The organism is Arthrobacter sp. Cr_A7 (assembly GCF_029222765.1).
Classification (GTDB): Bacteria; Actinomycetota; Actinomycetes; order Actinomycetales; family Micrococcaceae; genus Arthrobacter.
This window is the reverse complement of sequence record NZ_JARHXQ010000008.1, coordinates 1-16,407: the sequence shown is the minus strand read 5'-3', so window position 1 is coordinate 16,407 and position 16,407 is coordinate 1. Positions and strand designations below refer to the sequence as shown.

The following is a 16,407-nucleotide window of genomic DNA, read 5'->3' as shown; positions in this document are numbered from 1 at the left end:
ATCGGCCACGGCTTCGACGACCAGGGCTCCCAGTTCGACGGCGGGGGCACGCTGCGGAACTGGTGGACGGAGGAGGACCGCCAGGCGTTCGAGCAGCTCACCGCGAAACTGGTGGCCCAGTTCGATGCGCTGGCACCGACCGCGGCGCCGGACCACCACGTCAACGGCCGGCTCACGCTCGGCGAGAACATCGGCGACCTGGCCGGGTTGGCAATTGCGTACAAGGCCTACCAGATCAGCCTGGACGGCAAGGAACCCGAGGTCCTGGACGGGCTCACCGGGCAGCAGCGCTTCTTTGCTTCGTGGGCCGCCGGCTGGCGCCAGGTCATCCGGCAGGAAGAGGCAATCCGCAGGCTTGCCACGGACCCCCACTCCCCCAACGAGTTTCGGACGAACGCCATCGTGAAGAACCTGGACGCCTTCCACGAGGCGTTTGAGGTCAGCGAAGAGGACGGCATGTGGATGCCGCCGGCGGAGCGCGTCAGCATCTGGTGACAGCCAGGCAGAACAACTGAATCGGGGCCCGCCTTCCGGCGGGCCCCGATGCAGTTAAGCAGCCTGGCTTTATTCAGAAACGATGAGGTACGGGTTCGCCTGCTGGCATGTCTCGTCGCCGGCCGTCTGGTTGACGATGTTTTCCGGCAACGCGGCAGCCGCGCCGTACGTGGTGCCCGTCGTGAAATCAGTGCCCAGGTAGACCTGGACTCCTGAAACTGCGGGAAGGGCAACGGTCTGCCCGGCCGGGATCCCGAGTACCGCGGCAACGTCGGCCGCGACATCCGCGAAGCCGGGACCGTAGTAGACCACCGACTGCGCCACCGTTGTTGCCTCAAACTGGGCAGCCTGCGTGAAGCCCCCGGAGATCAGCGCCTGGACAATTTCCTGGGAACGACCGGGGACGCCGGTGCCGTTCGCCACCGCGACAGGCTGAAGTGCCTTGTCATAGGGCGGCTGGGCCGGGGCAGGTTCGGTCGGGGCGGCCGACGGCGGGGCGGTTTCGCTCGGCGAGGGCGTTGCGGGAGCGGTGGGGTCGGTCAGGTCGATGTCCTTGCGGAGTGCAGCAAAGAGCTGGGAGCCGGCCGGCTCGGCAATCTGGAGCCTGTTGGGGTCAAGGTCTGCCGGGGCGGTGGGGACGGCGACGAACGCCACCTTGCTGATGTCGATGTCCTTGAGCCGGTTGCCGATGGTCAGCAGGGTGGGAACCGAGGCCAGCCCTTCATCCACGGTCAGATTCTGGGTAACGACGTCGGCGATCTTCAGCATCTTGCCGGGATCGGCCAAGGTGCCGTCGTCCTTGATCTTCCGCGTCAGCGAGGAGAGGAAGCCCTGCTGGGCCTTGATGCGGCCCAGGTCGCCGCCGTCGGCAAATGCGTGGCGGGTGCGCAGGAACGCAAGCGCCTGCTCTCCCTGGACCATGGAGGTGCCCGCCGGCAGCCGAAGCCGGGAGTCAGGGTCATACACGGCGTCGCTGATGCAGACTTCCACGCCGCCCACGGCATTGGAGAGTTCCTTCACGGCGTTGAAGTCGGCCATCATGAAGTGGTCCACCTCCAGCCCGGTGATCCTGTTGACGGTATCCACAGCGCAGCCGATGCCGGCTTCCGTCATTGCCTCGTTGATCATGACGTCGCTGCGGGCAGGGTATTCCGTACCGGTTTCCCCGTCTTTGCACTCGGGAATGTCCACCAGGAGGTCACGCGGGAAGCTGATGACGCTGACGCGCTTGTTGTCCTCGGAGATGTCCATGAGCATCATGACGTCAGACTTGCCGTAGCCTGCGGAAAGGTCGGCTTCCCCGTACTCGGCGTTCTTCCCGTCGCGGGTGTCCGAGCCCAGGATGAGGATCTGCATCCTGCCGGTGGCGTCGCTGACCGTCTCGCTGTTTCCCCCGCCCGCGTTCAGCGGGGCCTTGGAAATATTGCCCTGCAGGCGCAGGTACCAAAACCCGGCGAACGCGATGCCTCCCACGATGGCCAGGGAAAGGACGGCGGTGACAACCTTCAGCCACACGGGCATCCCACGGAGGGAGCCAAGGTGGCGCGCTGCCCCGGCAGTGCCATCGTCCGCATGGCGGGACGCAGGTCCTGTTCCGGGTGACACGTCAGCCCTGTTGTCGCGCAAGTCGCGGCCTCGCCCCACGTGGTGAACCTTCCTCTAAAAATCAAAATCCGGTCCATTTTAGTGGCCCAGTCTGGGAATTGCCCGGCAGCCCTGCAGCGGCACCCGGTGAAACAGGTCAGAAACCCAGCTTGACCAGCTGCTTCGGGTCCCGCTGCCAGTCCTTGGCCACCTTCACATGAAGGTCCAGGTAGATGCGTGTACCCAGCAGGGCTTCGATCCCCTTGCGCGCGTTGGTTCCCACCTCGCGAAGCCGGCTGCCGCCCTTGCCGATGATGATGGCCTTCTGCGATGGGCGTTCCACGTACAGGTTCACGCGCACGTCCAGGAGCGGGTTGTCCTCCGGCCGGTCCGGGCGGGGAACGATCTCTTCGACCACCACTGCGAGGGAGTGCGGCAGTTCGTCGCGGACGCCTTCGAGTGCCGCTTCGCGGATCAGCTCGGCAACCATGACGGCCTCGGGCTCGTCCGTCAGTTCGCCGTCGGGATACAGCGGAGGCGACGGCGGCATGTGGCTGATCAGGACATCCGCCACGGTTTCCACCTGGAAGCCATCCGTCGCGGACACGGGCACGATGTCCTTCCAGCCGTCCTCCCCCATCACTTCACGGCCAAGCGCCGCGACTGCCAGGAGCTGTTCGGTCAGGGCCTGGCGGTCCACCAGGTCCGCCTTGGTGACGATGGCGATGACAGGCTTGCGTCCCACCGCGGCCAGCTGGGCGGCGATGAATTTATCCCCCGGACCGATCTTTTCGTTGGCCGGCAGGCAGAAGCCGATGGCGTCCACCTCGGCGAGGGTGTCCGCCACGAGGTCGTTCAGGCGCTTACCCAAAAGGGTGCGCGGGCGGTGCAGCCCCGGTGTGTCCACCAGGATCAGCTGGGCGTCCTCCCGGTGCACGATGCCACGGATGGTGTGGCGGGTGGTCTGCGGCTTGGCGGACGTAATGGCCACCTTTTTCCCCACCAACGCGTTGGTCAAGGTGGATTTTCCGGCGTTGGGGCGCCCCACCAGGACTGAAAAGCCTGCGCGGAAGCCGCCGAAGTCTTCCTCTGCTGCTGCTTTATTTTTCTTGCTCACGTGGAACTCCCTGCTGGGTTGTTTCCGCCTCTTCGAGGAGGTCTTCAAGGTCAGTGTCTACTCTTGGCACCGCTGCCGCAATAATGTGGCTGACGCGGTTCCGCCGGCCTTCCAACCGGTCCGCCCGGAGCGAGACTCCGTGGACTTCCACGTGGCTTCCAACGATCGGAACCCTGCCGAGCGCCTTGGCGAGCAGGCCGCCCACGGTGTCCACTTCGTCGTCGTCGAGCTCCATGTCGAAGAGCTCGCCCAGGTCGTCGATGCTCATGCGCGCGCTGACCCGATAGGAGCCATCGCCCAGCTCCACGGCTTCCGCGCTTTCGGTGTCGTACTCGTCAACAATTTCGCCCACGATCTCTTCGATCAGGTCCTCAAGGGTGACAAGACCGGCTGTGCCGCCGTATTCGTCGATGACGATGGCAACGTGCGTGGATTCCTTCTGCAGTTCACGCAGCAGGTCGCTCACCGGCTTGGATTCCGGCACATACCGGACCTCCCGGGCCAGTGACTCCACCAGTGGCGGTTCCTCGTCCGGGGCCAGCTCGTGCAGGACGGCGGCAACGTCCTTAAGGTAGATGATGCCGAGGATGTGGTCGGTGTCCTCGGCGATCACGGGGATCCTGGAATAGCCGGAGCGCAGGAACAGCGTCATGGCCTGGCGGAGGCTGGAGCCCGCTTCGATGCTGAGGATGTCCGTCCTGGGCACCATGACCGCGCGCACCAACGTGTCGCCGAAGTCGAACACGGACTGGATCATCTCAGCCTCGGTGTCCTCGATCATGTCGGATTCGCTGGCCCGCTCCACAAGTTCACGGAATTCCTGCTCGCTGAAAAACGCTTCGTCGCCGCCCGGCGCGCCGGGCGCTGCCGCGCTTCCCAACGCCACGAGCCAGCCGGGGATGGGCCCCAGGACCCAGGTGAGGAAGCGGATCAAGGGGGCCGTGAAACGGACCACGGCAGCAGAATGCAGCCTGCCCAGCTGCCGGGGTGAGACACCCACGATCACGAATCCCAGCAGGGCCATGATGCCGGTTGCTGCCAGGCCGGCAAGCCAGATGTTGTCCAGCAGGCTGTAAAGCAGGACGGCCACAGCCACCGCGGAAGCCATCTCGAACCAGATGCGCCAGAACCGGAGGGCCCGGATATGCGCCACGGGCTGGGCGAGGATCCGGCGCATGGCGATATTGCGGCTCTTGAGGAGTGCTTCCTCGGCGTCGTGGCGCGGGAGGAAATTGAAGGCGGCCTCGGCCGCGGTCAACACCGCCGCGATACCCAGGAAGACCAGGGCCATCGCGACAAGGAGCAAAGGCGTCACTGGGTGGTCTCGGCGGGTGCTTCTTTGCCGGTGAAGCCGGACAGGAGCTCCCGCTGGAGCCCGAACATCTCGGCCTTCTCCTCGGGTTCTGCATGGTCGTAGCCCAACAGGTGCAGAATGCCGTGTGTTGTCAGCAGCAGCATTTCATCCTGGAGCTGATGGCCCGCGTTCCGGGCCTGGACCACGGCCACCTGGGGGCAGATGGCAATGTCGCCAAGCATTCCCTGCGGAGTGGGCCGGTCCGGCGTCCCGGGTGTGAGCTCGTCCATGGGTACGGACAGGACATCGGTGGATCCCGGCTCATCCATCAGTTCGATGTGCAGCTTCTCCATCGCGGGCTCGTCCACGAGGAGGATCGACAGTTCTGCCTGGGGATGGATATAGAGCTGTTCGAAGATGTACCGGGACAGCGCAACGAGTTCCGCTTCGTCAACCTGGACGCCGGACTCGTTGTTCACCTCGATGCTCAAGCGTGTTCCCCCCGTTTTTCTTTGGTTGCTGAATGTTTGACGCGGCGGCGCTGGGCATCGTCCCAGATGCTGTAGGCATTGACGATGTCGCCCACCAGGCGGTGCCGGACGACGTCGGCCGCGTCCAGGACCGAAAAGTTCACGCCTTCGATGCCGGTCAGGATTTCCTCCACGATCCGCAGTCCGGACCGGGTGCCGAAGGGCAGGTCGACCTGGGTTACGTCACCGGTGACCACCATCTTCGAGCCGAAGCCGAGCCGCGTCAGGAACATCTTCATCTGCTCGGGCGTGGTGTTCTGCGCCTCGTCGAGAATGATGAAGGCGTCGTTGAGCGTGCGGCCGCGCATGTAGGCAAGGGGTGCCACCTCGATGGTGCCGGCTGCCATGAGCCGCGGAATGGATTCGGGATCCATCATGTCGTGCAGTGCGTCATAGAGCGGACGGAGGTACGGATCGATTTTGTCGCTCAGGGTTCCGGGGAGGAAACCCAGGCGTTCCCCGGCTTCAACCGCCGGACGGGTCAGGATGATCCGGCTGACCTCTTTTTGCTGCAGCGCCTGGACCGCTTTGGCCATGGCAAGGTACGTCTTGCCGGTTCCGGCCGGTCCGATACCAAAGATCACGGTGTTGTCGTCAATGGCGTCAACGTAGTTCTTCTGGTTCAGGGTTTTCGGGCGGATGGTGCGGCCGCGGCTGGAGAGGATGTCATGGGTCAGCACGTCCACGGGGTTCTGCAGGGACTGGGTGCGCAAGAGGGCCACCAGCTGCTGGAGCACCGTGGGACTGATCACCGTGCCGCGGGCAACGAGGCCGCGGACTTCATGGAGGAGCCGCATGATCCGCGGTACGTCACTGGTGGGACCGCTGATGGAGAGTTCGTTGCCGCGGACGTGGAAATTAACGTCCGGGAACTGTTCCTCGATGTACCGCAACGCCTCATCATGGCTGCCGAGTGACTGGACCATCTGATCGGAGTTGTCAAAAAGGACTACCTCGGTCCGGATGCCGGGAAGGGAATGGGGGAACTCCCCGGGCGTGCCCTCTCCGGTGGTGAGCCGGCGCTTTCCGTTAGCTGATTCAGTCATGGTGCTGGCCCGCAGGCCTGTGGTCCCCTCGAGGTCGGTTCAGTTGTTGGGCTGTTGCGCGGAGGCCGTTGCCCGTTCTCCCCGTCCAGCGATCCTTCCATCTTACGCCAGAGCGTCCCACGGCCGGATATAGGGAGGCTGCCCTGCAGGGCACAAAAGGGCCCGCCGCGGCGGTGGTTGCGTCATAAGGTATCAACTTCATATCGGCCTCATATCGTTCCCGTTGCAGTTGGCCGCCAGTGCCGCTCCGCGGCTCTTGGGCCCCGCGCGTTGTGCCATGCTGGAAATCCAGCTGCAGCTGGAACACCAGGCCGCCCGGGGATCGGCCCTCCATGCAAGGAAAGGACAGGCAACAAAAGTGCCGGAAACCGCTGCGCCCAAGGGCGCCGCCCGTGCCCTGGGCCGCGCGCGCGCACTTGTGCTTGCCGGTGTCCTTGTTGCCGTCCCTGCCTTGACGGGCTGCATTGCCGAAGCGGGACCGTCACCCACCGCCACGCCGCTCACAGGTCCGGCCGCCTCGGGCACCGCACAGCCTCCGTCCACCAGCGCGCCGCTGGAAACCACCCAGTCCTCCAACAAGGCGCCGGTGTACTGGATCGGCCGCAGCGACAGCGGGGTTTTCCTTTACCGGGAATTCCGGGATGTACCGGACCAGGAAAATCCGGTGACCCGGGCACTGCGGGCCATGATGTCCGACAAACCCCTCGACCCTGATTTTTTTACCCCGTGGCAGAACCCGAGCCAGCTCGCCACGTCGATTTCGGGCAAGGACGTCATCACTGTTGATGTGTCCGAGGATGCTTTCAACAGCAATCTCGACGCCGACATGGCTGCCCGGGCCATCCAGCAGCTGGTGTATACGGCGACGGCCGCGGCTGCCAGCTCAGGACTGATCGACTCGGGCCAGCAGATCCGGGTGCGCATCCTGGTGGACGGACATACGGACTACGTGGCCTTTGACCACATCCAGCTGGGCGCCCTGATGACGCGCACCGCAGGCCTTGTTGCACCCGTCTGGATTATTGACCCCCAGGAAAACGTGGAAGTGGGCGGCGGCAGCGTCAAGATCACCGGGCGCAACACAACGGCAGGCGGCAAGCTCCGCTGGCAGATCCTCCAGTCCAGGGACAACGGCGCCAAGGAGCCGTTCCTCACGGGCGAGACCACCGCGTCTGCTGAACAGGGACAGGCCGGGGTGTTCACCCTGGCGCTTAACCTGCCGCCAGGTGACTACGAGCTGCGGGTCTCCCAGGCGGGCACTGGCGACCAGCCGGACCAGTACGAGGACACACGGGCCTTTAAGGTGCGGTAGCCTTCCAGCGGCCCAGGATGTCGCTGGCAAGGACGACGGCGGCAGGCCCGGCCGTTGATGAGCGCAGGACGTGGTGGCCCAGGAGTGCTGTCACGGCACCCTTGTCGCAGAGTTTCGTGACTTCCCGGGGGCTGATGCCGCCTTCCGGTCCCACGATCAGGAGCACTTCCCGGGGCGCCGCTCCCCCCGCTCCATCCCATGCTTCGAGGACGTTTCGCAGTGGCCGCACGGCGTCCTCATGAAGGATGACAGCCAGGCCGGCGGCTTCGACGGCCGCGGACAGGGCGGCTGTGTCGACGGCGGGCCGGACCTCGGGAACCCAGGCCCGGCGTGCCTGCTTGGCCGCCGCAGTCACAACGGACTGCCATTTGGCATGGGCCTTGGCGGCCCGGTCACCTTTCCAGCGCACGATGGAACGCTCGGACTGCCACGGAATGACGGCGTCGATTCCGAGCTCTGTCGCCGTTTCGATGGCCAGCTCGTCCCGGTCGCCCTTCGCAAGCGCCTGGACCAGGACCAGCCGGACATCGGGGCGGTCTTCGACAGCCACCGACGTGCACTCGACCTCCAGAGCCGAGGAAGAAGCCGCGGTGACGCGTCCGCTCATCCGTGTGCCGGCACCGTCCACGATGTCCACAGCTTCACCGGGTGACAGCCGTTTAACCGCAACAGCGTGCCTGGCTTCGGGTCCTTCCAGGATGAAGCGTGTTGCGGGCGCGACGCCGTCCAGGGACCCGGCGGGAGTGAAGAAGACGGGGTTGCTCACCGCTACAGGTTACCGAGGCGGTCCCGGAGTTTGGCGAACATGCCGCCGCTGGCAGCGAGTTTGCCCTCGGTGATCTGCTCGCCGCGCATCTTGGCGAGCTGCCGCAGCAGGTCCTCCTGGGCGGCATCCAGCTTTGCGGGGGTCTCAACCTGCAGGTGCACCTTTAGGTCGCCGCGGCCGTAGCCGCGCAGGTGGGTAACGCCGAGGCCGCGGAGGGTGATGATCTCACCGGACTGCGTTCCGGGCTTGACGTCGATTTCCTGGGTCCCGTCGAAGGTCTCAAGGCTTACCTCTGTACCCAGCGCTGCGGCCGTCATGGGGATGTTCAGCGTGGCGTGGAGGTCGTCTCCGTCGCGGACGTAGGTGGCGTCATTGTTGACGCGGATTTCCACGTAAAGGTCACCGGAGGGTCCGCCGGCGGGCCCGGCCTCGCCCTGGCCGGAGAGCTGGATCCGGGTGCCGGTGGCCACGCCGGCGGGAACCTTGATGGTCAGGGACCGGCGGCTCCGGATCCGTCCCTGGCCGCTGCATTCGTTGCAGGGGTCCTTGATGACGGTGCCGAAGCCTTCGCAGCTGCCGCAGGGCGCAGCCGTCATGACCTGGCCCAGGATGGAGCGAACGGCCCGCTGGACCTGGCCGCTGCCTCCGCAGATGTCACACCGTTCGGGGTGGGTGCCGGGCCGGCAGCATGATCCCTCGCAGGTGGGGCAGGTGACCGCGGTGTCCACTTCGAGTTTCTTGTTGACGCCGAACACCGCATCGCGGAGGTCGATCCGGACACTGATGAGGGCGTCCTGTCCTCGGCGGACACGGGAGGCAGGCCCGGTGGAGCCGCCGGCGCCAAAGAACGTGTCAAAGATGTCCTGGAACGCGAAGCCCTGGCCGGCGTAGCTGCCGCCGCCGAATCCGTTGTCCGTACCGTTCTCGTTGCCGGTGGTGTCATAGACGCGCCGCTTTTGGGGGTCGGAAAGGACCTCGTACGCGTGGGTTACTGCCTTGAAGCGGTCTGCGGCGTCCTCACCCGGGTTAACGTCCGGGTGCAGGGTCCGGGCCAGCTTGCGGTAGGCCTTCTTGATTTCTTCGCCGGTGGCCTCCGGTGAGACTCCAAGGACGTCATAGTGGCTGCTCAAAGTTCGTATCTCTTCCTTGTTGTACTGCCTGCATGCGGGGTGCCCTGCCCGTGGTTCCGGCTGCCTGAGCGCCGGGACCGCCGGTCAGGGTCCCAGGATCCGGGAAAGGTAACGGGCAACAGCCCTGACGGCGGCCATGGTGGTGGGATAGTCCATGCGCGTCGGCCCCAGCACGCCAATCTTGGCCGTGCTGTCCGGGCCGTATCCCGTGGCCACGACGGACGCCTCGGAAAGGCCGTCGTAGGGGTTCTCGCGGCCGATGCTGACGGCCACGCCGCGGTGGTCCTGCGCCATCTCGCTCAAGAGCCGCAGCATGACCACCTGCTCCTCAAGGGCTTCCAGGACGGGGCCGATGCTGAGCGGGAAATCGACGTTGGACCGTGCAAGGTTCGCCGTTCCCGCCATCACCATCCGGTCCTCACGGCTGCTGTGCGCCAGCACCTCCAGCCCGTGGGCCAGCGCCTGCGCGGCCGGCCTCTGGCTGGGACTGACCGCCGACACCACGGCCGGAAGTGACTGGGCCAACTGGCCCAGCGGCGTTCCTGAAAGGGAACCCAGGAACCGGGTCCGCAAGGCGGCCAGGGCGTCGTCCCCCAGGTCCTGCCCGACGTCGATGACCCGCTGTTCCACCTTGCCGCTGTTCGCGATGAGCACCACCAGCACCTTGCGGGGAGCAAGCAGGACGAATTCGATGTGCCGGATCAGGGCACGGCTCAGGTGCGGATACTGGACAACCGCCACCTGGTTGGTCAGCTGCGACAGCAGGCGGACCGTCCGGTCCAGGACGTCGTCAAGGTCGTCTGAGCCCTCCAGCAGCGACTGGATGGCCCGGCGCTCGGCCTGCGACAGGGGTTTGACGGCCGAAATCTGGTCGACGAACAGACGGTAGCCCTTGTCCGTGGGAATCCGGCCCGCGCTGGTGTGCGGGGCGGTGATCAGGCCCTCGTCCTCCAGCGCCGCCATATCGTTGCGGATTGTCGCACTGGAGACGCCGAGATGATGCCTCTCGACGAGGGCCTTGGATCCCACCGGCTCGCGGGAGTGGACGTAGTCCTCCACGATGGCCCGCAGTACTTCCAGCTTGCGTGGCTCGCTCACACTCCACCTCCATCCAGGGTCAGGGCGGCCGTGCCGCCCGCACCGTGCCACCACCAGGGTTAGCACTCGACATGCCTAAGTGCTAACAGTCTATTATGCCTCGGGCCGTTGTTAGCATTGGTACCGCTCCGGGCGAAATTCCGGTGGCACTGATCTAGCGCTAGGCGGAGTCGATCCATGGATTACCAGAACTGGGGCCCCCGGGACATGTCCGCGCCCGTCCGGACCCAATTGCCCGAAGTGCCCGTTGAGCGCGGCATGGTGCTGGAGGACGTCCAGTCCGGTTGGGTCGGCGCCGTCACCCGGGTGGAAAAGTCCGGCGGAATGCACGTGGTGGTCCTCGAGGACCGCCGCGGGAAGTCACGGACCTTCCGGCTGGGTTTCGGTTTCCTCCTCGAAGGCCGGGCAATCCGCCTGATGCCCCCGGCACCCCGTCCCGCGACGGCCGGCCCCGCCGCCGGAAGGACTGCCTCCGGCTCGGTGCGGGTTGCCGGCCAGCGCGCACAGGTAGCGAAGGCCAGCCGCATCTGGGTGGAGGGAAAGCACGACGCCGAACTGGTGGAAAAGGTGTGGGGAGACGACCTCCGGGTGGAGGGCATCGTCGTCGAACCCCTGCACGGCATTGACGACCTGGCCGGCGCGGTGGCCAACTTCCGGCCCGGACCGGGACGGCGCCTGGGCGTGCTCGTGGACCACCTGGTGCCGGACTCCAAGGAGTCGCGCATTGCCGATGCCGTCATGGCGTCTCCCGGCGCGGCCGGGAACGTGCTCATCGTGGGCCATCCCTACGTGGACGTATGGCAGGCCATCCGGCCCGCTGTCCTCGGCATCGAGAAGTGGCCCGTTGTGCCGCGCGGGCAGGACTGGAAGACCGGAATCCTGGCCTCTTTCGGCTGGCCCCACGCCACGAAGGAAGACATCGGGCTGGGATGGCAGAAGCTGTTGGGGGCCGTCCGCAGCTATGCAGACCTGGAAGCATCCCTGCTGGGGCGGGTCGAGGAAGTGATCGACTTCCTCACTGTTCCCTGATTGGGCAGCCAACACCCGGATAGCCAGTATTCTTGGTACTGCGGTGCCTGTGAAAAAGGGGCAGGCCCGCACCCAACCACCGGCATTCGCACCATTTGCACTCTCGAAGGAACAGACTGTGTCAGAAAACGCACGTGATCACAGGGACAGCCAGGGCGGCGCGGGCCGCTCGGAATACCACGGCGTCCCGGCGAATGCGCTGCCCCTGACGGCGGGCGAGGACCGGCAGTGGGCCACGCTGGCGCACTTTGGCGGGATCCTCGGCTGCGTTCCTGCCCTGCTGATCTTCCTCATTTTCAGGGACCGTGGACCGTTCACCGCCCAGGAGTCCAAGGAAGCCCTCAACTTCAGCCTCCCGCCCACCATCGCGGCCGTGGTGGCCAATATCCTGGTGTTCATCCCCGTGGTCGGCAACATTTTTGCCGTGATCGCGACCCTCATCTGGATCGCCCTGACCTGCTTCTCCGTGGCCGCCGGCATCCACGTCAACCGCGGCCAGCCGCACCGCTACCCGTACAACCTTCGCTGGATCAAGTAGCGTTCCAGCAACAGGGGGCCACACCCGCGGGGTTCCCTGGCCGAGCTTGCGAGGTCAGGGTGCGGGTGGGGAGGGTCACTCCCTGCCCAATAACCACGCGTTTTTGGGCAGAACCTGACCCCGTGTTGGTTTAGCGGGTTACTCGGGCAGGATGCGGCGGACCACGGCGTCAGCCAGCAGGCGTCCCTTGAGGGTGAGGACCAGTTTCCCCCGGAACGCCGCGGCCGGGTCCACCAGGCCGTCGGCAATCAGCCCGGCAATCTCATGGCGACCCACGGCGCTCAGGGCAGCCACCTCAAGCCCGGCCTGAAGGCGGGCTTCCAGCATGACGCGCTCGATGTTCCGGGTTTCCAGGTCCAGGGTCTCCCTGCCTGCGGCCGGGGACAGGCCCTGCGCCAGGCGGCCGGCGTAGGCAGTGGGGTGCTTGACGTTCCACCAGCGGACACCGCCCATGTGGGAGTGCGCGCCGGGGCCGATCCCCCACCAGTCGTCCCCGCGCCAGTAGGCGAGGTTGTGGCGGCAGGCATGGTCCGGGGTACGGGCCCAGTTGCTGACTTCGTACCAGCCCAGCCCGGCTTTGGTGATCAGCTCATCGGCGAGCTCGTACTTGTCCGCATGGTCGTCGTCGTCGATTCCGGGTACCTCCCCACGGCGGATCTGGGCAGCCAGCTTGGTGCCGTCCTCGATGATCAGCGCGTAGGCGCTGATGTGGTCCGGACCGTACGACAATGCCGTTTCCAGGGTGTGGCGCCAGTCGGCCAGGGACTCCCCCGGCGTTCCATAGATCAGGTCCAGGCTGACGGCAAGACCCGCCTCGCGCGCCCACTGCACAACCTCCGGCACCCGGCTGGGCGTGTGCGTCCGGTCCAGGACCTTGAGCACATGCGGAACCGCTGACTGCATGCCGAACGAGATCCGGGTGAACCCGGCCTCCTTCAATATGGCGAGGGATTCGGGCGTGACGGAGTCGGGGTTGGCCTCCGTGGTGACTTCGGCGCCGTCCTCGATCCCCCACTGGTCGATGGCCGTCCGAAGAATCAGGGCAAGGTCGTCCGCGGGAAGCAGCGTGGGGGTGCCGCCGCCGAAGAAGACGGTGCTGAGCTTCCGGTCGGGGATCCCGGACCCGGCCAGCACCTTGGCCGCCAGCGCCACCTCGGACGCCGCCGTGTTGGCGTAGGCATCCTGCGAAGCACCGCCGCCCAGTTCGGTGGCGGTATAGGTGTTGAAATCGCAGTAACCACAACGGACGGCGCAGAACGGAATGTGCACATACAACCCGAACGCCCGGTCCGCCGCACCTTCCGCTGACTGGGAAGGCAGCAGACCGTCCGACGGCGCCGGGTCGCCGAGTGGAAGAACGCTAGGCATCGTTGCGGCCCCGAGTGTGTCCGGCCACCATCATCACTACTTCTTGGCCTTGTCCTTGGATTCGTCGGTGGTGAGTGCGGCGATGAAGGCCTCCTGCGGTACCTCAACGCGGCCCACCATTTTCATGCGCTTCTTGCCTTCCTTTTGCTTCTCCAGCAGTTTGCGCTTACGGGAGATGTCACCACCGTAGCACTTGGCCAGGACGTCCTTGCGGATGGCGCGGATGCTTTCGCGGGCAATGATCCGGGAGCCGATGGCTGCCTGGATGGGCACCTCGAACTGCTGGCGGGGAATGAGTTCGCGCAGCTTGGTGGTCATCATGACCCCGTAGGAGTAGGCCTTGTCGCGGTGGGTGATGGCGGAGAACGCATCCACCTGCTCACCCTGGAGCATGATGTCCACCTTCACCAGGTCGGCCACCTGGTCGCCGTCGGCCTTCCAGTCCAGGGACCCGTAACCGCGGGTCTTGGACTTGAGGATGTCAAAGAAGTCGAACACGATCTCGGCGAGCGGCAGGCGGTACCGGATTTCCACCCGGTCCTCGGACAGGTAGTCCATGCCGCCCATCACGCCGCGGCGGCTCTGGCACAGCTCCATGATGGCGCCGACAAACTCATTGGGGGCCAGGATGGTTGCGGAAACCATGGGCTCGCGGACCTCGGAAATTTTGCCGGAGGGGTATTCGCTGGGGTTGGTCACGTGGACCACCTTCTTGTCCTCCAGCGTCACCTCGTATTCCACGTTCGGGGCAGTGGAGATGAGGTCCAGGTTGTATTCGCGCTCCAGCCGCTCCCGGGTGATTTCCAGGTGGAGCAGGCCGAGGAAGCCCACGCGGAAACCGAAGCCCAGGGCAGCGGACGTTTCAGGTTCGTACACGAGGGCGGCGTCGTTGAGCATCAGCTTCTCCAGCGCATCGCGGAGCACCGGATAGTCCGTGCCGTCCAGCGGGTACAGGCCGGAGAAGACCATCGGCTTGGCATCGGCGTAGCCGGGCAGGGAATCAGCCGCCGGTTTGGCGAGGTTCGTGACGGTGTCGCCCACCTTGGACAGGCGGACATCCTTCACCCCGGTGATGAGGTAGCCCACTTCGCCGACGCCCAGGCCCTTGGAAGGTGTGGGCTCCGGTGAGCTGACGCCGATCTCAAGGAGTTCGTGCGTGGCCCGCGTGGACATCATCTGGATGCGTTCGCGGGGGTGGAGCATGCCGTCCACCACGCGGACGTAGGTCACCACGCCGCGGTAGGTGTCATAGACGGAGTCGAAGATCATGGCACGGGCGGGGGCGTCCGCGTCGCCTTCGGGCGCCGGCAGGTCGCGGACAATCTTGTCCAGCAGGGCTTCAACGCCAATGCCGGTCTTTCCCGAGACGCGAAGGACGTCCTCCGGATCTCCGCCAATCAGGCTGGCAAGTTCGGCCGCGTACTTCTCAGGCTGGGCTGCCGGGAGGTCAATCTTGTTCAGGACCGGAATGATCGTGAGGTTGTTTTCCATCGCCAGGTACAGGTTGGCGAGGGTCTGGGCCTCAATACCCTGGGCTGCGTCCACCAGGAGGATCGCTCCTTCGCAGGCGGCGAGCGAGCGGGAAACCTCGTAGGTGAAGTCCACGTGGCCGGGGGTGTCGATCATGTTCAGCGCGTAACTGGTGCCGTCGAGTTCCCAGGGCATGCGGACTGCCTGGGACTTGATGGTGATGCCGCGCTCGCGTTCGATGTCCATCCGGTCCAGGTACTGGGCCTTCATGTCGCGGGACTGAACGACGCCGGTGAACTGCAGCATGCGGTCTGCCAGGGTGGACTTACCGTGGTCAATGTGCGCGATGATGCAGAAGTTCCGAATGAGGGCCGGATCTGTCGCGGCGGGCACCGGGGCGGTGCGGGCCATGGGAGACACGCAGGGTCCTTACTGTTGGCATTCACGCGGCACCGCCGGGGCACTGCACAAGGCCCCTGCGGGTAAGCCGCACATCTGGAACATCCAGTGTCCCACGTCCGGACCTGTGGCACTGCATTCCATGCCGGATCTGCCGTCATTCCCCGGCGCACCGCCGGCTATAGGGTGGCGGGATGGCAATCAACCTCCTCCGTTCCCTGGGACAAGCCGTCGGAAGCGGCCTCCGGCTGCTGCGGAAGGCAGGACGGGCAACACCACCCGCCGGCCCCCGCCCCGCACCGGTCCGCGCTACCCGGGGTTCCACGTCCAAGAAGTCTGGTTCCCGGAATGCAGCTTCCCCCGGTGCCGTTGCCGCGGGCCGGCCCGGGGACGCCTACCCCGGCGATTTCCAGGGGCGGTCAAAAGTCTCTTATGCGCCGCAGCCCGATGGTGCGCCTGATCCGGGCGAGGTGGTGTGGGCGTGGGTTCCGTACGAAGAAGACCACACCCGCGGGAAGGACCGCCCGGTCCTCCTGGTGGGGCGCAGCGGGCCCTACCTGCTGGGGCTGATGCTCACCAGCCGCGACCGCATTCCCGCCGCGTCGGCCTCCAGCGACTATGTGGACCTGGGCAAGGGAGGCTGGGACCGGCAGGGCCGGCCGAGTGAGGCCAGGCTTGACCGCGTCCTGCAGATCAGGCCGGACAGCATCCGGCGGGAAGGCGCGGTCCTGGACCGGAGGCGCTTCGACAGCGTGGCAGCCGGGCTGCGGCGGCGACACGGCTGGTCCTAACGGCAAAATGGCCAGTCCGGCGCCTGACCTGCTATTCTTTATAGCTGTGTGTCCGTGCAGGTCGACGGCCACTGATGGTTGGCCGCCATAGGTATCCCCACGCCGCTCAGTCAATGGCCAATCTGAAAGCCCTCTAGACCATTTCCGCATTAAAAAGAGAGTTCACACGTGGCGAATATCAAGTCCCAGAAGAAGCGCATCCTCACCAACGAGAAGGCACGCCTGCGCAACAACGCAGTCAAGTCCGAGCTGAAGACGGCCATCCGCGCCGTCAACACCGCCGTTGAGTCCACGGACAAGGATGCAGCTGCTGCTGCCCTGGTTACTGCCAGCCGCAAGCTGGACAAGGCTGTCAGCAAGGGTGTTCTGCACAAGAACAACGCAGCGAACCGCAAGTCGGCGATCTCCAAGAAGGTCAACGCACTCTAAGGTTTCCAGTT

16 protein-coding genes are annotated in these 16,407 nt (G+C 65.6%); 6 read left to right on the top strand and 10 right to left on the bottom strand.

Features of this window, described 5'->3' with window-relative positions; translation table 11 throughout:
• Positions 1–495 (top strand): M13-type metalloendopeptidase (locus P2Q66_RS00580; protein WP_275724751.1); only part of this gene is annotated, 495 nt, incomplete at its 5' end.
• Positions 496–564: 69 nt separating this feature from the next.
• Here P2Q66_RS00580 and P2Q66_RS00575 read toward each other — a convergent pair.
• The 5 genes from P2Q66_RS00575 to P2Q66_RS00555 all read right to left on the bottom strand — a co-directional run bounded on the left by P2Q66_RS00575 (position 565) and on the right by P2Q66_RS00555 (position 6,066).
• Positions 565–2,016, bottom strand: coding sequence for an LCP family protein (locus P2Q66_RS00575; protein ID WP_275724755.1), 1,452 nt, complete (start codon positions 2,014–2,016; stop codon positions 565–567).
• A 220-nt stretch (positions 2,017–2,236) separates the two neighbouring features.
• Complete coding sequence (gene era / locus P2Q66_RS00570) at positions 2,237–3,196, bottom strand: GTPase Era (protein WP_079596173.1); 960 nt, start codon at positions 3,194–3,196, stop codon at positions 2,237–2,239.
• Positions 3,180–4,511 (bottom strand): hemolysin family protein, encoded by a 1,332-nt coding sequence (locus P2Q66_RS00565; protein WP_079596174.1) that lies wholly within the window; start codon positions 4,509–4,511, stop codon positions 3,180–3,182. Before P2Q66_RS00565 ends, era begins: the two co-directional genes overlap by 17 nt.
• Positions 4,508–4,981 (bottom strand): rRNA maturation RNase YbeY, encoded by a 474-nt coding sequence (ybeY, locus tag P2Q66_RS00560; protein ID WP_079596175.1) that lies wholly within the window; start codon positions 4,979–4,981, stop codon positions 4,508–4,510. Before ybeY ends, P2Q66_RS00565 begins: the two co-directional genes overlap by 4 nt.
• Positions 4,978–6,066 (bottom strand): PhoH family protein, encoded by a 1,089-nt coding sequence (locus P2Q66_RS00555; RefSeq protein ID WP_115525770.1) that lies wholly within the window; start codon positions 6,064–6,066, stop codon positions 4,978–4,980. The genes ybeY and P2Q66_RS00555 overlap by 4 nt, the downstream gene beginning before the upstream one ends.
• Before the next feature lie 358 nt (positions 6,067–6,424).
• Here P2Q66_RS00555 and P2Q66_RS00550 point away from each other — a divergent pair, with 358 nt between their 5' ends.
• On the top strand, positions 6,425–7,378 hold the full coding sequence (locus tag P2Q66_RS00550) for a GerMN domain-containing protein (RefSeq protein WP_275724753.1): 954 nt from the start codon (positions 6,425–6,427) through the stop codon (positions 7,376–7,378).
• Here P2Q66_RS00550 and P2Q66_RS00545 read toward each other — a convergent pair.
• From P2Q66_RS00545 to hrcA, 3 genes are all read right to left on the bottom strand, one after another.
• Entirely contained in the window at positions 7,365–8,144 is a 780-nt protein-coding gene (locus P2Q66_RS00545) for a 16S rRNA (uracil(1498)-N(3))-methyltransferase (protein ID WP_115525769.1), read from the bottom strand. The two genes, P2Q66_RS00550 and P2Q66_RS00545, sit on opposite strands and share 14 nt — an antisense overlap.
• A 2-nt stretch (positions 8,145–8,146) precedes the next feature.
• Complete coding sequence (gene dnaJ / locus P2Q66_RS00540) at positions 8,147–9,274, bottom strand: molecular chaperone DnaJ (RefSeq protein ID WP_079596178.1); 1,128 nt, start codon at positions 9,272–9,274, stop codon at positions 8,147–8,149.
• Between the two features lie 84 nt (positions 9,275–9,358).
• Positions 9,359–10,372 carry a heat-inducible transcriptional repressor HrcA gene (hrcA, locus tag P2Q66_RS00535; protein WP_115525768.1) on the bottom strand — a complete coding sequence of 338 codons (1,014 nt, stop codon included), beginning with the start codon at positions 10,370–10,372 and terminating at the stop codon, positions 9,359–9,361.
• Between the two features lie 177 nt (positions 10,373–10,549).
• Between hrcA and P2Q66_RS00530 the strand changes: the two genes are divergently transcribed.
• A complete protein-coding gene (locus P2Q66_RS00530; protein ID WP_275724745.1) occupies positions 10,550–11,401 on the top strand; it encodes a DUF3097 domain-containing protein in 852 nt (283 codons plus the stop codon).
• Between the two features lie 118 nt (positions 11,402–11,519).
• Positions 11,520–11,939 carry a DUF4870 domain-containing protein gene (locus P2Q66_RS00525; RefSeq protein WP_275724743.1) on the top strand — a complete coding sequence of 140 codons (420 nt, stop codon included), beginning with the start codon at positions 11,520–11,522 and terminating at the stop codon, positions 11,937–11,939.
• A gap of 138 nt (positions 11,940–12,077) precedes the next feature.
• On the opposite strand, the gene hemW is transcribed toward P2Q66_RS00525, so the two are convergent.
• Both hemW and lepA read right to left on the bottom strand, forming a co-directional pair.
• Positions 12,078–13,307, bottom strand: a complete 1,230-nt coding sequence (gene hemW, locus P2Q66_RS00520; RefSeq protein ID WP_275724741.1) for a radical SAM family heme chaperone HemW — start codon at positions 13,305–13,307, stop codon at positions 12,078–12,080.
• Between the two features lie 36 nt (positions 13,308–13,343).
• Positions 13,344–15,197, bottom strand: a complete 1,854-nt coding sequence (gene lepA / locus P2Q66_RS00515; RefSeq protein ID WP_275724739.1) for a translation elongation factor 4 — start codon at positions 15,195–15,197, stop codon at positions 13,344–13,346.
• Between the two features lie 173 nt (positions 15,198–15,370).
• Between lepA and P2Q66_RS00510 the strand changes: the two genes are divergently transcribed.
• Positions 15,371–15,967 carry a type II toxin-antitoxin system PemK/MazF family toxin gene (locus P2Q66_RS00510; protein ID WP_275724738.1) on the top strand — a complete coding sequence of 199 codons (597 nt, stop codon included), beginning with the start codon at positions 15,371–15,373 and terminating at the stop codon, positions 15,965–15,967.
• A 168-nt stretch (positions 15,968–16,135) separates the two neighbouring features.
• Entirely contained in the window at positions 16,136–16,396 is a 261-nt protein-coding gene (gene rpsT, locus P2Q66_RS00505; protein ID WP_056739236.1) for a 30S ribosomal protein S20, read from the top strand.
• Positions 16,397–16,407 lie beyond the last annotated feature (11 nt).

Coding starts and splice junctions, on each gene's coding strand:
- P2Q66_RS00575 (WP_275724755.1), bottom strand. CDS start 2,016: ATGCCCGTGTGGCTGAAGGTTGTCACCGCCGTCCTTTCCCTGGCCATC.
- P2Q66_RS00555 (WP_115525770.1), bottom strand. CDS start 6,066: ATGACTGAATCAGCTAACGGAAAGCGCCGGCTCACCACCGGAGAGGGC.
- P2Q66_RS00530 (WP_275724745.1), top strand. CDS start 10,550: ATGGATTACCAGAACTGGGGCCCCCGGGACATGTCCGCGCCCGTCCGG.
- hemW (WP_275724741.1), bottom strand. CDS start 13,307: ATGCCTAGCGTTCTTCCACTCGGCGACCCGGCGCCGTCGGACGGTCTG.
- P2Q66_RS00510 (WP_275724738.1), top strand. CDS start 15,371: ATGGCAATCAACCTCCTCCGTTCCCTGGGACAAGCCGTCGGAAGCGGC.